The sequence below is a fragment of the Streptomyces sp. NPDC055955 genome (assembly GCF_042270245.1).
GTDB lineage: Bacteria > Actinomycetota > Actinomycetes > Streptomycetales > Streptomycetaceae > Streptomyces.
Genome location: NZ_JBHJYS010000019.1, coordinates 148,625 through 163,845, shown reverse-complemented (window position 1 = coordinate 163,845; position 15,221 = coordinate 148,625). Strand labels below are relative to the sequence as shown.

At 66.8% G+C, this 15,221-nt stretch carries 13 protein-coding genes; 6 read left to right on the top strand and 7 right to left on the bottom strand.

Annotated features, from left to right (window positions below; translation table 11 throughout):
* Nucleotides 1-497: 497 nt before the first annotated feature.
* Nucleotides 498-1,073: a CGNR zinc finger domain-containing protein gene (locus tag ACFC96_RS32265; protein WP_376263952.1), complete on the bottom strand. Its 576-nt coding sequence runs from the start codon at nucleotides 1,071-1,073 to the stop codon at nucleotides 498-500.
* A gap of 103 nt (nucleotides 1,074-1,176) precedes the next feature.
* Between ACFC96_RS32265 and ACFC96_RS32260 the strand changes: the two genes are divergently transcribed.
* The gene (locus ACFC96_RS32260; RefSeq protein WP_376263955.1) at nucleotides 1,177-2,349 is read left to right on the top strand and encodes an epoxide hydrolase family protein; all 1,173 of its coding nucleotides are present in this window, start codon (nucleotides 1,177-1,179) and stop codon (nucleotides 2,347-2,349) included.
* Between the two features lie 97 nt (nucleotides 2,350-2,446).
* Here the strand turns inward: ACFC96_RS32260 and ACFC96_RS32255 are convergent, their stop codons facing one another.
* Together ACFC96_RS32255 and ilvY are read right to left on the bottom strand one after the other, a co-directional pair.
* Nucleotides 2,447-2,638 (bottom strand): hypothetical protein, encoded by a 192-nt coding sequence (locus ACFC96_RS32255; RefSeq protein ID WP_376615476.1) that lies wholly within the window; start codon nucleotides 2,636-2,638, stop codon nucleotides 2,447-2,449.
* Entirely contained in the window at nucleotides 2,635-3,555 is a 921-nt protein-coding gene (gene ilvY / locus ACFC96_RS32250; RefSeq protein ID WP_376615474.1) for an HTH-type transcriptional activator IlvY, read from the bottom strand. Before ilvY ends, ACFC96_RS32255 begins: the two co-directional genes overlap by 4 nt.
* 74 nt (nucleotides 3,556-3,629) lie before the next feature.
* Here ilvY and ACFC96_RS32245 point away from each other — a divergent pair, with 74 nt between their 5' ends.
* Nucleotides 3,630-4,346, top strand: a complete 717-nt coding sequence (locus tag ACFC96_RS32245; RefSeq protein WP_376615472.1) for a class I SAM-dependent methyltransferase — start codon at nucleotides 3,630-3,632, stop codon at nucleotides 4,344-4,346.
* 166 nt (nucleotides 4,347-4,512) lie between these two features.
* Here ACFC96_RS32245 and ACFC96_RS32240 read toward each other — a convergent pair whose 3' ends face one another.
* The gene (locus tag ACFC96_RS32240) at nucleotides 4,513-7,371 is read right to left on the bottom strand and encodes a SpoIIE family protein phosphatase (protein ID WP_376264012.1); all 2,859 of its coding nucleotides are present in this window, start codon (nucleotides 7,369-7,371) and stop codon (nucleotides 4,513-4,515) included.
* Nucleotides 7,372-8,272: 901 nt separating this feature from the next.
* Here ACFC96_RS32240 and ACFC96_RS32235 point away from each other — a divergent pair.
* The gene (locus tag ACFC96_RS32235; protein WP_340457217.1) at nucleotides 8,273-8,515 is read left to right on the top strand and encodes a hypothetical protein; all 243 of its coding nucleotides are present in this window, start codon (nucleotides 8,273-8,275) and stop codon (nucleotides 8,513-8,515) included.
* Nucleotides 8,515-8,892 carry a fic family toxin-antitoxin system, toxin component gene (locus ACFC96_RS32230; RefSeq protein ID WP_376615471.1) on the top strand — a complete coding sequence of 126 codons (378 nt, stop codon included), beginning with the start codon at nucleotides 8,515-8,517 and terminating at the stop codon, nucleotides 8,890-8,892. Before ACFC96_RS32235 ends, ACFC96_RS32230 begins: the two co-directional genes overlap by 1 nt.
* A gap of 605 nt (nucleotides 8,893-9,497) precedes the next feature.
* Here ACFC96_RS32230 and ACFC96_RS32225 read toward each other — a convergent pair.
* Together ACFC96_RS32225 and ACFC96_RS32220 are read right to left on the bottom strand one after the other, a co-directional pair.
* The gene (locus tag ACFC96_RS32225; RefSeq protein WP_376615469.1) at nucleotides 9,498-10,862 is read right to left on the bottom strand and encodes a cytochrome P450; all 1,365 of its coding nucleotides are present in this window, start codon (nucleotides 10,860-10,862) and stop codon (nucleotides 9,498-9,500) included.
* Between the two features lie 637 nt (nucleotides 10,863-11,499).
* Nucleotides 11,500-12,315 (bottom strand): class I SAM-dependent methyltransferase, encoded by an 816-nt coding sequence (locus ACFC96_RS32220; RefSeq protein WP_376615523.1) that lies wholly within the window; start codon nucleotides 12,313-12,315, stop codon nucleotides 11,500-11,502.
* A 415-nt stretch (nucleotides 12,316-12,730) separates the two neighbouring features.
* Here ACFC96_RS32220 and ACFC96_RS32215 point away from each other — a divergent pair, with 415 nt between their 5' ends.
* A complete protein-coding gene (locus ACFC96_RS32215; RefSeq protein WP_376263967.1) occupies nucleotides 12,731-13,204 on the top strand; it encodes a TrmO family methyltransferase in 474 nt (157 codons plus the stop codon).
* 283 nt (nucleotides 13,205-13,487) lie between these two features.
* On the opposite strand, the gene ACFC96_RS32210 is transcribed toward ACFC96_RS32215, so the two are convergent.
* A complete protein-coding gene (locus ACFC96_RS32210; protein WP_376615467.1) occupies nucleotides 13,488-14,591 on the bottom strand; it encodes a PP2C family protein-serine/threonine phosphatase in 1,104 nt (367 codons plus the stop codon).
* Nucleotides 14,592-14,723: 132 nt separating this feature from the next.
* Between ACFC96_RS32210 and ACFC96_RS32205 the strand changes: the two genes are divergently transcribed.
* Nucleotides 14,724-15,053: a hypothetical protein gene (locus ACFC96_RS32205; protein WP_376615465.1), complete on the top strand. Its 330-nt coding sequence runs from the start codon at nucleotides 14,724-14,726 to the stop codon at nucleotides 15,051-15,053.
* The last annotated feature ends 168 nt before the right edge of the window (nucleotides 15,054-15,221 follow it).

Below are 15,221 nucleotides of genomic sequence, written 5' to 3'. Positions count from 1 at the left end.
TGCTCGCCGTGGGCCCGAGCTCAAGAATGGCGACCGCCCTGCGTTTTCGCAGATCGCCGGTGGTCCAGGAAGCCGTGTTGCATCCCGCCGGGCCGCAGTCGGGCCCGGCGTTCGCGCACTCGATCAGTCGTAGCGCGCGACCGGTGATACCGGGGCGCGGACACACCCGAAGAGGTCCGGAAGCGACGTCCTGGGTGGCCGCCGGCTCCCTAGGAAGAGGCGACTGCTGGCCGGGAGCCGGACAGCCACGGAAAATGTAGGGCACCTGCTTGCGCCGGGCGGTGAGACAGCCTGGGACACGCCGAGATCCTTTCCCCCCGACTGCGAAGAGCCGATGAACGTCGCCGATCAGCAGACCTAGACGTCCCGATGGGGGACCTGTTCGAAGGTGACGGATGGCTCTTGGTGTCGCCGTTTTGTGGTGCCGTTCGGGGGTCCATCCAACGCGACAGATGGGTCGCAGGCGTGGGGCCCACTGGGATGTACCGAGGTGACGGTCACTCCGCTGATCTGGAGTTTTTGCGCTGGCTGGCATGAAAGCGCGCCTTCTTCTGACGGTTTCCGCACGTGTTCATGTCACACCATCTGCGGGTGCGACTCTGGCTGGTGTCGAAGAAGGCGGCTTGGCAGGTGGGTGACGCACACAAGGCCAATCTCCCGTCTCGTTCGCCCGCGATGATGCTGATCGCGTCGGCGGCGATCACGCTGAGGGCATCTTCCACGCAGGAAGCCGAGCCAAGCTGCCATCGCCGCTGACCCTCGGGCGTCAGGACAGCCGCCGCCCGACCTTGAGCGCTGCAGTCATTGATGACTTGGACAGCAGATGCAGGGAGAGCCTCCTGGATCGCGGCCGCTGTCGCGGCGGCGTGAATCGACTCCCTCAGTTCCCGAGCGAGGTCGAGCTGGGCAGCGGTGCAGGAGTCCACGGCGAGGCCGTTCACTGCCAGCCAGTCGATGAGGCGGTGCGGCGTGGGAATGCGTTCCACGGCTTCGCCATGACGCTCCGACAGAGTCCCGGTGAAGCTGGTCGCCAGCACCTTGCCGAGGCGGAAGTCAGGGAACCCAGTGCGCATGGAACCACCTTAGCCGGTTGCGGCGTGACTCGTAGAGCTGCTAGAACCGGCTTAGCCGGTTCGTCGAGAGGTGTAGCCGGTTCAGCGACGGCCAGGAGGTCTCATGTCCCGTCCAACCAGCGACGTGCAAGCATTCGAAGCCCACGCAACTGACGCCGACCTCGAGGATCTGCGCGCGCGGCTGGCCGCGGCGCGACTACCAGAGGCCGAGACGGTCTATCGCGCCGCGCCCGACCCTCGCCGATGGGAGCAGGGCGTTCCACTCGCCGATCTCGTCGATGTCGTGAACTACTGGCGCACCGGATACAACTGGCGGTCCTTCGAAGAGCGCCTCGACGGAATCGGTCAGTTCCGCACGACCATTGATGGTCTGGGGATCCACTTCCTGCACCGCCGATCCGCGCGCGCAGATGCCACTCCTCTGATCTTGACGCACGGGTGGCCGGACAGCATTGCTCGGTTCATCGATGTAGTGGACGAGCTGGCAGATCCGAAAGATGCAGACGCGCCGGCGTTCCACCTCGTGATTCCGTCGCTACCTGGCTTCGGTTACAGCGACAAGCCGGCCACCACCGGGTGGGGAACCGAAAGGATCGCGGCCGCATGGGTGGAACTGATGGGCCGGCTTGGCTACAGCAAGTTCGCGGCCCACGGCGGCGACTGGGGAGGCAACATCACCACGGTCCTCGGCGGCAGGTTCCCGGCGCACGTTCTCGGCATCCACACCACGTTCGCAGAGGGACCGCCCGGGTCGACAACGGACGGGCTGACAGCGGTCGAGCGCAAATGGGCCGAGGAAACCCGCGACTTCTGGCGCCACCGCGCGGCGTACGCGAAGCAGCAGGCGACCCGACCGCAGACCATCGGCTACTCGCTCGTCGACTCACCGATCGGGCTTCTCGCCTGGATCCTCGACAAGTTCGCCGAGTGGTCGGACACCGAAGACAGCCCGTTCGAGACGATTTCCAGAGACAGGGTGCTTGACGACGTGACCCTGTATTGGTTGACGCGTACCGGCGCATCGTCGGCTCGCATTTACTACGAGAGCCACAACGCGCTCGATCCCGAACTCCGGGTCGACGTCCCGTCAGCGATCACTATGTATCCCCGCGACGTCGAGAAGTGCCCGCGTCCCTGGGCGCAGGAGCGGTACCGGCAGATCGTCCGATGGAGGGAGCCCGAAACGGGGGGACATTTCCCGTCGCTGGAGGTTCCCGAGTATTTCGTCAAAGATCTACAAGAGGGTCTCGCGGCGGTGCTGGCCGCTAATCGCTGAACGCGGCTCGGCGACCCGGCACTCGACGTCACTCATTAAGGCTCAGTAGCCAACAGGCGTACGGGGGGAGACTGAGGCTGCCTGGCCAGGCAGGGAGTCAGGCTTTGGCCTCCGAGTATCGGGCCACTTCGGCCGCGTATTCGGCGAGGATTGCGCCGTTCTTCCACCGGTCCACGGAGGTGACGCCGATGCCTGGCAGTTGGCAGCTCACCGCTCCCGAGAGTTCTGCACCCAGATCCCGCAGGGCCGCGTGCTTCGTCGCCCGGGTCCTCGCGCCCAGGTTCTTCATGTGCTCGAGTGATGGTTAGCTCGCGCCCCTGTACAGCGGGGCTGGACGGTCTGCGCTGCCGGGCTGGTTGCTGCCCAGGCTGCGGCGACCAAGGGACGGTGTACGTCGGCCCGTCGGATGCAGACGCCGATGGCGAGCTGATCTGGTACGGATGAGGCCGTCACCTGCCGGAGTCTGGAGCACAGTCCGCTGTGTTGCAGGACGAGATCGGGGATGACGCCCGTGCCGTAACCCAGAGCGACCAGGGTGAGCAGCGCTTCATGGCCTTCGGTCTCGGCGGCGATGTGTGGACGGACACCCAGCTCTCGGAACCACTGGTCTGCGGCAGCGCGCGCGAGTCCCTGCCGTGGCAGGACGAAGGGTTCATCCGCGGCTCTGAACTCCCCGTGGGGCGACGTGATGTCGGCCTGGACGAGGACGAGCGGACTCCGTGCGATCTGCCGGGCGAGCAGGGTGGCGGGAATCCGGGCTGGAAGGGCTGCGACGGCAAGGTCGGCCTCGCCCTGGTCGAGCAGGGCAAGGGCGGACGCGGCGTCACCGGTGCGCAAGGAGATGCTCACGCGCGGATGCGCGTCGCGCAGGGGGCTCAGCAGGTCGGGCAGAAGGCTGTGGCATGCGGTCACGGAGGCGAACACCCGCAGGTGCCCCTCGAGTTCGTCGTCAGCAGTGCCGTCGGTGCGGTAACGGGCCCATAGGTCCAGGGCTTCGGCTGCGTACTGGCGGAAGGCGCGGCCGTGCGTGGTCAGGCATACCCCGTGAGGACCGCGGTCCAGGAGGTGCTGTCCGGTGGCGGCCTCAAGCCGCCGCACGGTGCGGGACAGTGTGGCAGGGCTGACGTGACAGTCAGCCGCGGTGCGGGTGAAGCTGAGTGTCTCCGCGAGGTGGAGGAAGAGACGGTACTGGTCGTGGTCCTGCACCTTTCACCTTTCGCAATGCCGTGATGCGCAAGTTGCCGTTGCCGTAGGTCCTGCGGGGAGCCTACAAACGGGGCATGCCACGATGCGACACCACACCTGCCTGTCCCGCCTGGTACTTCTCCGAATATGGGCCGGTCGGCATCGACTTGGGCAGCAAGGCCGCGGTCGCTGCCTACGACCGCAACCAGGGCACTGACCCACACAATGATGACGCGCTGCTGGACCGCTTGGGCGTCACCGAAGGAACTCAACTGGTCGATCTCGCGTGTGGTACCGGCTCACTGGCCGTCCAGGCCGCACGGCGCGGGGCCGTCGCGCACGGTGTGGACGTCTCCGAGGAAATGCTGGACTTCGCCAAGGCGCGGGCCGATCGGTTCGGCGTTGCACCGCGATGGCACCACGCCGGCTTTCTCGACTACACCCACCAGGGCCCTCTCGCCGACGTGGTGACCACGAAGGCGGCCCTGCACCAGCTCCCGGACTTCTGGAAGCAACAGGCGCTGCTCAACGCAGCAGCGATGCTCCGTCCCGGCGGGTCCTTCTATTTGTGGGACGTGATCTTCAGCTTCGAGCCGTCCAGCGCCCGGACACACCTACAGCAGTGGATCGACACGGCAGGCCGCCCGGAGGGCGAAGGCTTCACCAAGGCCGACTTCGAAGTCCACGTTCGAGAGGAGTTCTCCACCTACACCTGGATCGTCGAGGGCATGCTGCAACGATCCGGGTTCGACATCGTCTCCCACGATTTTCCCTGTCCTACTCATGCAGAGTTCCACTGCCGCCGCCGCTAGCAGCCGTTCACAACAGGCCTCGTTCGGCCGGCCAAAGAAGCAAGCATTGGCCCGCGCCGGTTTCGCCGGCTTCGGACGATCGCTGCACGCGCCCGGTTACCCACCACACCGGCCACGGTCAACGATCACGGAGGCGACGCGCCACCGCAAACCATGCACGAGCTCGTTAGAGAGGAGGAATCGAATCCGCATCGAATTCGACGACGTCTGCAGCGGCGGAGCTCGCCAGGGGCTGAGCGGTCCAGATCCACTTGCCGGCCACGGTATAGCGTGTGCCCCACCGTTGGGAAAGCGCTGCGACGAGCTGCAGCCCGCGGCCTCCCTCGTCTGTTTCGGACGCGTGGCGGATGCGAGGCATGGTCAGACTTCCGTCGGACACTTCGCAGATCAAGTCCTTGCCCCGCAGCAACCGCAGCCGCACGGGCCCTTTTGCGTACCGGACGACATTTCCCACCAGTTCGCTGGCCAGCAGCTCCGTGGTCGTGGTCAGCTCCTCAAGCCCCCAATCCGCCAGCTGCCGCCGTACATAGCCGCGTGCCTGGCCGGCTGCTTGCGGTTCATCCGGCAGTGACCATGTGGCAACGTGGTCGGCGGCGAGTGGGTGGACCCGTGCGATGAGGAGTGCGCTGTCGTCAGCGGTGGGCTGGTCGGACGGTAGCAGTCCGGCAACCAAGTGGTCGCTCAGCCGGTCAAGGTCCTTTTTGTTGGTGGTATTGAGTAGTCGCTCCAGCTCGGCCAGGCCCTGATCGATCGGGCGTACCAACGACTCGATCAATCCGTCGGTGTAGAAGACGAGCAGGCTCTCTCCCGGGACGGTCAGTTCTGTCGTTCTGAAGGGCGGATCCGCGGCGCCCAGCGGCGGATCCGACACTGTATCGAGGAAGTGCACCGATCCATCCGGACGGACCACGGCCGGGGGAGGGTGCCCGGCGCTCACGATCGAGCATCGCCCGTCGGTGGAGTCGTAGAGCGCGTACAGGCAGGTAGCGTACGAATCCTCGCCGAGTTCGCCGATGGCGTCGTTCAGGTGGCTCATGATCTCGTCGGGAGGCAGTTCCAGGTCGGCGAGAGTGCGCACCGCCGTGCGGAGCCGCCCCATGGTGGCTGCCTCGGACAGTCCGTGGCCCATGACGTCGCCGATGACGAAGGCGACCCGGCCCGCCGAGAGGGGAATGACGTCGTACCAGTCCCCACCCACTTCCATGCCTTGACCGGCAGGTAGGTAGCGGGCGGCGGTCGTGCACTCGGCCAGTTGCGGCAAGTCCTTCGGGAGGAGGTTGCGCTGCAGTTCGTGTGAGCGCGTGTGCTCCGCCTCGTAGAGCCGGGCGCGTTCCAGAGCGTGGGCGACGAGCGCGCTGATGGCTGTGAGCAGTGTGCTTTCTTCGCTGCTCAGAGAGGGGTTCGGTTGTTTGAACATGATGACGCACACGCCGAAGGTGTGACCGGATGCGGTCAACGGCAGGTAGATGGCAGCGTTCATGCCGGTTGCATCCGCGAGGTCGGCCATCTGGGGATAACGCGCTCGGAATTCCTGTTTTGAGTTCACGACGACGGGGTTGCCGGTGGTGATTGCCTCGCTGATCGGATCTCGCTCCATGAGTGCACGGCCGTTGACGCTGCTGAGAAGGTCCTTCGGTACTCCGCGTGCTCCGACGGTGTGCAGTTGGCCGTCCTCCACGATGTGCATGAGCAGGCTGTCGCCGGCAAACCCGGGGAGAACTGTCTGAGCCACCGCGTCGATGACATCCTGGGAAGTGGTTGCCTTCGAGAGCGCCGCTGTCAGCTCGGTGGTTCGCGTCGCGCGCTCCACAGCGGCTTGTTGTGCCGCGACACGCGCTGCCTCTTCCTTTCGCTGTGTGGTGACATCGGTTGCGTAGATGGTGATTCCGTCCGGCGCGGGGACCATCCGAAGGTGAAAGAAGTGTCCGCCTGCTCCCTCGACATCGAATTCCGCGGGAGTTCCCTCGGCAGCCGCCTTGCGGCAGCCGGCCTCCAGGCCGCGCACTTGCCGAATGGCAGGCAGTTCCCAGAGGACGCGACCGAAGAGTTCCTCGTCCGGATAGCCGAGTGTCCGCTCGGCCTCCAGATTGGTGAAGACGATCTTCCAGTCGTGGTCAAGGGCGAGAAACCCATCACGCATATGACGCAAGACCCGGCTGAGGGCATTTCTGGCAGAGGGCGACTCATTGCTCTCCCACGCCCGCCCGATCATGCGGTACGGCTCGCCGTCCTCGTCGAGCACGACCCTGGCGCGCGTCTGAGTCCATCCATAGCGGCCATCCGGCCGAAGAACGCGGTATTCGGCCTCGAAAACGGTCTCGTCCCGGATGGCCTTCTCGACGGCAGCCAAGGTGGAGGGCAGATCGTCCGGATGGACGATCTTCATCCAGCTGTCGACCCGCGGCACGAAACTCTCCGGATCGGCGCCGTACACGATCATGGCAGCGTCGTCCCACAGCAGTTCGCCCGTCCTCATGTTCCAGTCCCAGGTGCCTACTTGCACAGCGCGCAGGTCACCGCTGATGCTTCCCCCCGTTTCCTCCCGAAGACGTCCGGCCGGCGGTGGCGCGATCCTGGCCCGCTCCTGCACCCAGGCGGCCACAGCGCACATGAACTCCCACTGCTCAGAGGTCGGTTGTGCGCCCTGTGTAACGACGGTCAGTGCGCCCCTCGGCCGGTCGGCGCCCAGCAGAGGAACCGCCGCCAGGCCTGTGCCCGACCACTGCGCGCCCTGGGTGCCGTCATCGGACGACTGCGGGTGCGGCGCCCACGCCCGGCGTCCCCGGCGCACTGCCAGGGCCGGCGCGTCCGTGCCCTCCTGATCGATGATCTCCGGCAACCCCGCATCGCCGGGTGGCAGACCCATGGAGGCCACCAGGCGCAGCGCAGACATGGGGCCGCGTAGGTGCACCGCGCCGCCTAGGCCGCCTAGCTCCGCGACTGCGTGCAGCAAGGCTAGTCGGAGGACCTCGCTCTCTGCGATACCCGCCTCTACGCCTTCGAGTAGAGCAAGCCTGCCGTTCATTTCAGGGTATATTTTAGCCTCTTTTCGGGCATTCCAGTCCAATCGGCAAACTCTGTGCCGAACAAGCAAGACGGTAAAGCCCAGCCGGAGGCCGGCCAGGCAACCACCGCAGGCGACAGGGCCGAACCGAGCAACAGCGAGACATTCGTGCTCCATCCGGAGTAGGCCACTGGTCACTTGGAAACGTCGGCTGGTACTCCCGAGACCCCTCTCCCTCGCGTTCCCACCGGACACCTGTGCCGTCACCACGCGGACACCCGACAAGGCCGGCTGTTCTCTGGCAGGCGATCTAGGCGGGAGGTCATGGACCGACTCCTCACCTGTCGACCCGAATGCACCGGATGGCAAGCTGACCAAGAACAACCTCTGGCGTGAAGCCGGCGTCAGCCACGCCGCCACGAACCGACCTGCCGGAGTCCTGGTCGAGTGGAACGCTCTCGCGCAGTCAGATCTCGCAGATGTTCGGTGAGTGCCCGCTGGGAAATGCTCGCCGGTCAGTCTTCGAAGTCCGGCTTCCTTCGGATGTCATGGTTCGCTTCCCGCTCGTGAGGTGAGAACGCCGTGGCGCTGGTCGGTGCCGCGGGCGCTAGTTTCATTTCACAGGCGGGGGTTGGTCGACCTCGGGCTGTCAAAGCTGTCCGCTTCCGGACCGCACCGGCTGACCGTCCAGCCTGACCGCGCTTGTGGTGGTGCGTGTGACCAGCGAGACCCGTGATCGCCATACCCCCGAAGGGGCGCGAAGTATTCATTCCTGGAAGGTGAGTTGAACAGTGTGGGCGGGCGACTGGATGTCCGACCTGCGCGCCTGGACGTTGCCCTGTTTGGCAGCGACGAGACGGCCGGAGGCACCTCTTCAGCGACTGGCTCCCCATCGCGTGGTAACGACTGTTACCATCGCGGTATGGCGAAGAAGACGCAGCTGGGCGCGCGGGTGGATGGGGACGTCGCGGAACTCGCGAAGAAGCGTGCCGCTGACCTGGGACTGAGCGTGGGCGACTACCTCGCCCGGCTGGTGCAGGACGATGCCAGCGGCCTGCGTGCCCGTGCGATGGACGCGGCTGCCCGCTTCCTGGCCGAGCACCAAGAGGTCTTCGACGAGGCTGAACAGGCCCAGCAGACACCTCGGGGAGCGCGCGCGGCCTGATGGAACTGCACATCGACGTTCCCTGGATCCTTGAGGTCGCCGAGGCCGCCGGAGCCGACGATCCGGCCCCTGATGATTATGGCGTTCCCGTCTCGGCGGTGGCCCGTCACCGGGCCGAGCTGTTCGAGCAACCCGTCTACGACGGCCCCTATACCAAAGCTGCCGCCCTGGTACACAGCCTGGGCCGGTGCCGCTGGCTGGAACGCTCGAACCTGGCCGTCGCCGCCGCTACCGGTGTCATGTACCTCGACGCGGCCGGCATTCCCGTCAAGCCTGCCCGCGAGGACGCCATCGCCCTCAAGGACCTGCTCCTCGATCCCGCCTGCACTGCGGGGAAGATCGCCGCGTTGCTGCGGACCTGGCCTACCGCCACCTGACGCTGGATACCCGGCGCCGCTTCAGCTGGAGTGGTGCCGCTCGCGTGGGGTGCCGCGGCGAGATGCGATTGCCCAGAGCAGGCGCCCGCCATCTTGAGCCCCGCCCACCCCGACACCGAGACCCCGGCAGCCGACGCCAAGTTCACGCAGGCGGCGGGTACGGCGTGGTAGTGGCTGCGTCCACGCGAACGCGCAGTGCTTCGGGAAGTGTTCGGCCTTCTCTGCCTGGTGAGCTATTCAGGAGTTTCGACAGCGATGGGCTCGGTCCCAGCAGTGCCGTCGAGTTGCGGATCCGTGCTGTCGAGCACGAGCTCGATCGGACGGCGTGACCGAGGGCCAGTTGCCGAACCACTGCTCGGCGCCGAGGGCCTCGAATCGTTCTATCTCGATGAACCCCAGCTTCGCCGCGAGGCACATCGAGCCGACACCGGCGGTCTGGGGGGCGAGCACGACTGGTTCGCTGGGAAGCATCCCGGCAAACCAGTCGAGTGCTGCTACGCACGCCTCGGCGACGTACCCGCATCTCCGCACCTGCGGCAGGAACAGGTAACCGAGCTTGGCCGTTGCACATGGTCCGGCCGGAAGTGATCCTTTTCGCCGCCGATTCAGGCCACCAGCGGGGCTGTTGTGGTCTGGCGCGGCTGCACGGTCATCCGGAGTGCCTGCGGGCGTACGGTGGCCCGGGCCACCGGGCGCACAGTCTCACCAGCCGGAAGTTCGAGCCGTGTCCGGCGGACGATCGTGGCGATGGCGGTGATCATCTCGGTGAGCGCGAAACGGTCACCGATGCACTTGTGCGCGCCCGTCCCGAAGGGGATGTGGCCACTCGAGGGGGCAGGCTGTGTGGCCTGCAGCCAGCGATCGGGGTCGAACCGCAAGGGATCGGGGGAGACTTCGGGGTCGCGATGCCACGCGTGCTGACAGTAGGCCAGCTCAACGCCGGCGGGCAGGGTCCAATTTCCCAGGCGAGTCTCGGTAGTGGTCCGACGCGTCACCAGGAAGCCGGTGTGGTGCAGCCTCAGTGCCTCGTCGACGACGCGGCGCAGATAGGGCAGGCGCATGACGTCGCCGAAGGCGATCGGCCGCTCGCCGACGACCTGGTGCAGCTCGTCCAGGACGCCGGCCTCAATGGCGGGGTTGCGGGAGAGCTCGTACAGCAGCCAGGACAGCACCGAGGCAGTCGTCTCCGTCCCGGCCACGGCGAGGGTGATGATCTCACTGGAAATCTCGTGCGCGCTCAGGGGTTCGCCGGTTTCTGAGTCTGTTGCGTGCAGCAACATGGAGAGCATGTCACCGGTGTCGTGCCCGGACGCCCGCAGCTCGTCGACAGCGCGGCCCACGGTGGCCCGCACACCGTCGCGGGCCCGGTCGAAACGGCGGTTGAACGGCAGCGGCACCTTGGCCGCCCAAGTGGGCAGCATGATGCGCGCGCCGACGCCCGTCATGACGATGGACAGGTCACGGCGCAACTGGCGGAACGTTTCACCCTGCAGTGAGCCGCCGAACACGGTCTTCGCGAGCATGTTGAGGGAGAGTTCGACCATCGCCTCGCGAACGTCCAAGGTCTGACCGGACTGCCAGGCGTCGACAGCGGTGTTCACCTCGTCGCGCATGATGTCGACGTACCGAGTGATCTCAGGCGTGGCGAAGGCGGGCTGGAGCTGGCGCCGCTTGCGACGGTGGTCCTGTCCGGCCGCGGTGACCACGCTGTCACCGCCCAGGACTTCGCCCATGGCTTCAAAGAACTTGCCTTTGCCGAGCGTGTTGTTCTTGAGCATGGCGTGGATGAGGTCGGGGTCCTGGACGACGACGGTGGGGGTACCCGGGAGAGTGATCTCCACCAGGGGGCCGTAGTTCGTGCGCAGCGATGCGGTGAACGCCAAGGGGTCACGCATGAGCGGGATTACGTGGCCCAGGAGCGGCAGTGAGCCTTTGGCCTTGGGTATGGGGGGCGGTGTCACGGGCGTCATGCTCCCTTCGACGCGATCACAGCGGAAGTGATCACAGCGCCCTATGACTTCCCTGCTCGTCCTGCCGCAATCTCCGCATGCGCGTCGGCTCTGCCACGTGCTGCACCATCGGTGTGGGCGGCACGTGGTCCTGTTCGATACGGCGCAGGGTTTCCTTGACGAGGAGGTCGGTCAGGGGCGGGCGATCCGAACCTGCCAGGCGCGCGTACCTATTGGCAGACGTTCCTCGCCGCATGGGACGGTCACGTCGAGATGCGGCACCTACCAGCGGTGGCCACAGCTGGCCACCGCGGCCGCGATCGGCACCCAACGCGTGAGTCATCGCCTCCACGGCCGCGTCAGGGTCGCCTTCCACGTAGTGCAGAGAGACCCGTATGCCTCTGCCGACTCGGGTGACCTGGTACGCGAATGCGCTGGTGCGGTGTATGTCCCCGGCGCGACAGCCCAGGGCAAGGCGTTCACTCGACTGAGGAGCCGTTCGAACCCAGAATCTGTCGTCAGTCTCCAGATGACCGATTCCCAGGGCCTCGTGGTCGTAGGCGGTCAGTGCGGGCACGACTGGCTGGCCGCTCATCAACCTGGTTCCACTCATCAGGCGGCCCCTTGGAATCGATCATCTGGGGCACCGGGAGCCGCGCTACCGGCGGACCGCCGAGATCAGTCCGCCAGGCCGCTCCTCGCGCCGCGGCGGGGTGCTGATCGGGCGGCCGTAGGCGGCAGCACGCTCGCGCAGGGTGTGGCTTTCGGCCTCCCAGCCGTGCCCGGCCAGCCAGCCCACCGGGTCGTCGGGCATCTCCGAGACCCACATGGACGCCGCCGATCCCGGCGCGGCGTCCGCGCCGAAGCGCTCGATCGCGCCGCGCGAGCCCAACGTCAGTCCCATCCGACTGCGTGCCGCCGACTGCGAGCTGATGCGGGCCAGCAACAGCTCCACCGCGTCCTCGGACAGATAGATCAGCAGTCCTTCGGCGATCCATACGGTCGGCGCCGCCGGGTCGTGCCCTGCGGAGGCCAGCGCGCCCGGCCAGTCCTCACGCAGATCCACCGCGACGGTGATCCGCTCACAGCGTGCCACGGCCCGCTCCTGGCGCAGCACCGAAGCCTTGAAGTCCAGTGGCGCGGCGGTGTCGACCTCGAACAGCCGGGTGCCCTCGGGCCAGTCCATCCGGAAGGCCCGGCTGTCCATGCCGGCGCCGAGCAGCACGACCTGCCGGACCCCGGACGCGGAGGCCTGCTGCAAGAGGTCGTCGAGGAACTTCGTCCTGATGACGATGGAGAACGACACGGCCAGCCGGCGGCGTCGCGCGGCCTCGTCGTCGGGCAGCTGCGGCGAGGAGGGCCACAGGCCGCCGGCTGCGGCGAAGGCCTGTGCCAGGGGGTCGCGGAACAGCGCGGTCTCCCGCTCGGTCTCCAGCGCCCGGACCCTGGCCACTCCCACCGCCGTGGCCCACACTCCCGACGGCTGTACCCGCTCCTGCTCATCAGTCACCGCGCCAGCCTAGATGGTCGATGTCGAGGGGGCTGATGAGGGGAGGCAGGTCCATGCGTGGGAGCCCTGGCTCCTCAGTGCACGCTCGAGAGGCTGACATTTCGGCGCCAGTCACCCTGGCAGCTCTCACCGCAGCGCGCCACCTTCTTCGCTGTGAAGGCCGCAAGGTCGAACTGCGGGCAACCCAATCCAGGCGGATACGGCCGAAGGCCTGCGGAAGCGCTGTGCGTTCTCGTGGACGAACCGACTTGCGACAGCGCCTGTCGCCTTGCCGTAAGCGTGGCATTCTCGTCGGTGTGTGTGATGCCCGCGCGGCCGCGTGCCTGGCCCAAGTAGATTGATCGCAAGTGTCGTTGAGGCTGGCTCGAAGGGCTGGGGCATGGCTTTGGAGATCAAGCCGATCGGGGAAGTGGTCGAAGGCCGCAGGGAGGTCGCTGATGACTACTGGGGTGGCGTCGAGTCGGTGATCCAGCTCGATGAGGCCGAGTTCCCCCTCGACTCGGTACAGGGCCTTGCGGAGTTCTCACACCTGGTTGTGGTGTGGCACTTCGACCAGGCATCGCCCAGTGATGTCGAGTACCACGCTCGAAGCCCGCGCGGGAACACCCAGTGGCCGGCCACGGGCACGTTCGCCCATCGCAACCATCGGCGCCCCAACCAACTGGCACAGAGCTTTCCCCGACTGCTCAAGGTTGATGGACTCAGTTTGCGGGTGACTGATCTGGATGCGGTGGTGGGCACGAAGATTTACGACCTGTCGCCGTACTTCACCGAGATGGGGCCACGCGGAACGGTCCATGAACCGGCATGGCCCGGCGAGATGCTGGCCGACTACTGGACGGACAACTCCTGACAGGCCTTGCGAGCGCGCCGGCGAGCAGAGCACTGACTGCCATTTCACCTCGATACTCGCTCCCTCGGCCAGTACCGGCACGTGGCTACGAAGCCCTCTGACAGAGCAGCGATGACCGCGTGACTCAGGCGGAAGCCGGGCGGGCCGGGCGGGCGGGGCGTGCGGGTTCAGTGCTGCATCGTCCGGAACCGTGTTCAGACGGAACCGGGGATCGGTGTGGCGGTCAGAAGAAGACGGCGATGGCCTCGAGAGGACGGTAGGTGGGGTGTGCGGACTGGCCGTTTTAGACAAGGGCCATGGCGAGTACGGCCTGGTCGTCTCCCTCGGAGGTGGCCGACCAGTTCCTGGTGTCGGTCTTCAGGAACGCGACGACCGTCTCCGGATCCGTCCTCTGTGTGCCGCAGAAGTGTTCGGTGAGCCGTTCCAGGACAGGGTAGAAGTCGCCGTCGGAGTTGCGGGCTTCGCTGATGCCGTCCGTGTAGAGGACGAGGACTTCGCCGGGCTGCAGCCTGTGCAAGGTCGTCGTCAGCCCCGGGACGGGAGAGAGCTCCTTGAGTCCGAGGGGGAGTGCGGGGGCTGTCGCCAGGATGCGGGCGCCCTGGGGGCCGACGGCGATCGGGGGCGGGTGGCCGCGGTCCATGATGCGTACGGTGTCCTGGGCGAGTTCCAGTACCAGTGCGGTCACGAACAGCTCGGGGTCGCCGACCGCTGTCCGTGCCACGTTGCGGTCGATGCTGAGCTCCAGCCGGTCCGTCAGGAGGGGGAGATCTTTCCATTCATGCGCGGACACCCGGAAGCCCGCCAGGACCGCGGCCACCGCCTGCACCGCGTTGAGTCCCTTGCCCCGCACGTCGCCGATGATCGCCCGTACTCCGAACGGCGTCTCACACACGTCGAAGAGGTCACCACCGACCAGCGTGCCTCCCTCCCCGGCTGTGTAGTAGGCGGCGGCGCGCACGTGTCCGATCCGGGGCGGTACGGGCCGCAACAGGGTCCGCTGCAACGCCTCCGCCACCGAATTCGCCCGGATCAGATGCCTCTGCGCGCGCTCCCGCTGGACGGAGAGCAGGACGCTGACCACGCCGATGAGGAATGTCGCCATGTACAGCGCCACATGGTGCTGCTCGTCGAAGTGGCCCGGACGGCGCCACGCCATCAGCATCTGCAGTCCTAGACACACCACCACCGAAAGGGCGGTGCCTCTTGGCCCGCGCGTTGCGGCGGTCAGCGGGGGAACGCCTGTGAGCAGGAAACTGGCCGGCTCCCGCCCGCCCACGGCGGCCTCCGAGATCAAGTCCAGGCCCACTGCCGCGAACGGGAGCCACCACACCCACCCGCGGCTCCACACGGACAGCCGCCCACCCGGCGAAGAGGATTCCAAGGACACCTGCGCACTGTAGAACCACACCACCCGTCCCACCGTCCCGGCGCGCGCCGTCATCTTCGGCAGCAACGGCCAGGACCGCACGACTGCCGGTACTTGGATCGAGATGGTCAGCCGGTTCACCCAACCCCTGCGATGGCGCGCAGGTACACCTCGGCTCCGGCTCCCGCCCCCGATGCCCGTGCCGCCGTGCTCTCGGGCGCGGTCCTGCCCGAAGCCGTTCCCGCGCAACTTCTTTCCGTGATCGACGAGTTCACCCGGCATATGGACAGGCACCTGGCCGAGGCCGTCCGGGTCGGTCGCCGCTACGCCGCCCGCCGAGGTGAGTGGCAGCGCCTGGCCCTGTACGCACTCACCGGAACTCCCGCATACAACTACTTTGCCGTCGGAGCCGTCGGAGCCGTCGGAGCCGTCGGAGCCGTCGGAGCCGTCGGAGCCCGCCCGCAGTCGCGCTCCCAGCCTTGAACGGCGCCAGGTTCTCCCTCGTGCTTCACCGGTGTTGCTTCAGCGCCTTCGTGCCGCGAACGGCGGAAGCAGGGCGTTCGAGGCGGCCCGGGAAGACACTCGACGCGCCGTCCACCCCCGCCACGACCTCGTCCTTTACACTTTCGCCGTCACATAGCGTGAGGAGTG

What these genes read in the sequence shown, in the direction of transcription:
- ACFC96_RS32230 (WP_376615471.1), top strand. Translation starts at nt 8,515, where the DNA reads ATGGAACTGCACATCGACGTTCCCTGGATCCTTGAGGTCGCCGAGGCC.
- ACFC96_RS32205 (WP_376615465.1), top strand. Translation starts at nt 14,724, where the DNA reads ATGGCGCGCAGGTACACCTCGGCTCCGGCTCCCGCCCCCGATGCCCGT.
- ACFC96_RS32215 (WP_376263967.1), top strand. Translation starts at nt 12,731, where the DNA reads ATGGCTTTGGAGATCAAGCCGATCGGGGAAGTGGTCGAAGGCCGCAGG.
- ACFC96_RS32225 (WP_376615469.1), bottom strand. Translation starts at nt 10,862, where the DNA reads ATGACGCCCGTGACACCGCCCCCCATACCCAAGGCCAAAGGCTCACTG.
- ACFC96_RS32255 (WP_376615476.1), bottom strand. Translation starts at nt 2,638, where the DNA reads ATGAAGAACCTGGGCGCGAGGACCCGGGCGACGAAGCACGCGGCCCTG.
- ACFC96_RS32235 (WP_340457217.1), top strand. Translation starts at nt 8,273, where the DNA reads ATGGCGAAGAAGACGCAGCTGGGCGCGCGGGTGGATGGGGACGTCGCG.
- ACFC96_RS32240 (WP_376264012.1), bottom strand. Translation starts at nt 7,371, where the DNA reads ATGAACGGCAGGCTTGCTCTACTCGAAGGCGTAGAGGCGGGTATCGCA.
- ACFC96_RS32260 (WP_376263955.1), top strand. Translation starts at nt 1,177, where the DNA reads ATGTCCCGTCCAACCAGCGACGTGCAAGCATTCGAAGCCCACGCAACT.
- ACFC96_RS32245 (WP_376615472.1), top strand. Translation starts at nt 3,630, where the DNA reads ATGCCACGATGCGACACCACACCTGCCTGTCCCGCCTGGTACTTCTCC.
- ACFC96_RS32265 (WP_376263952.1), bottom strand. Translation starts at nt 1,073, where the DNA reads ATGCGCACTGGGTTCCCTGACTTCCGCCTCGGCAAGGTGCTGGCGACC.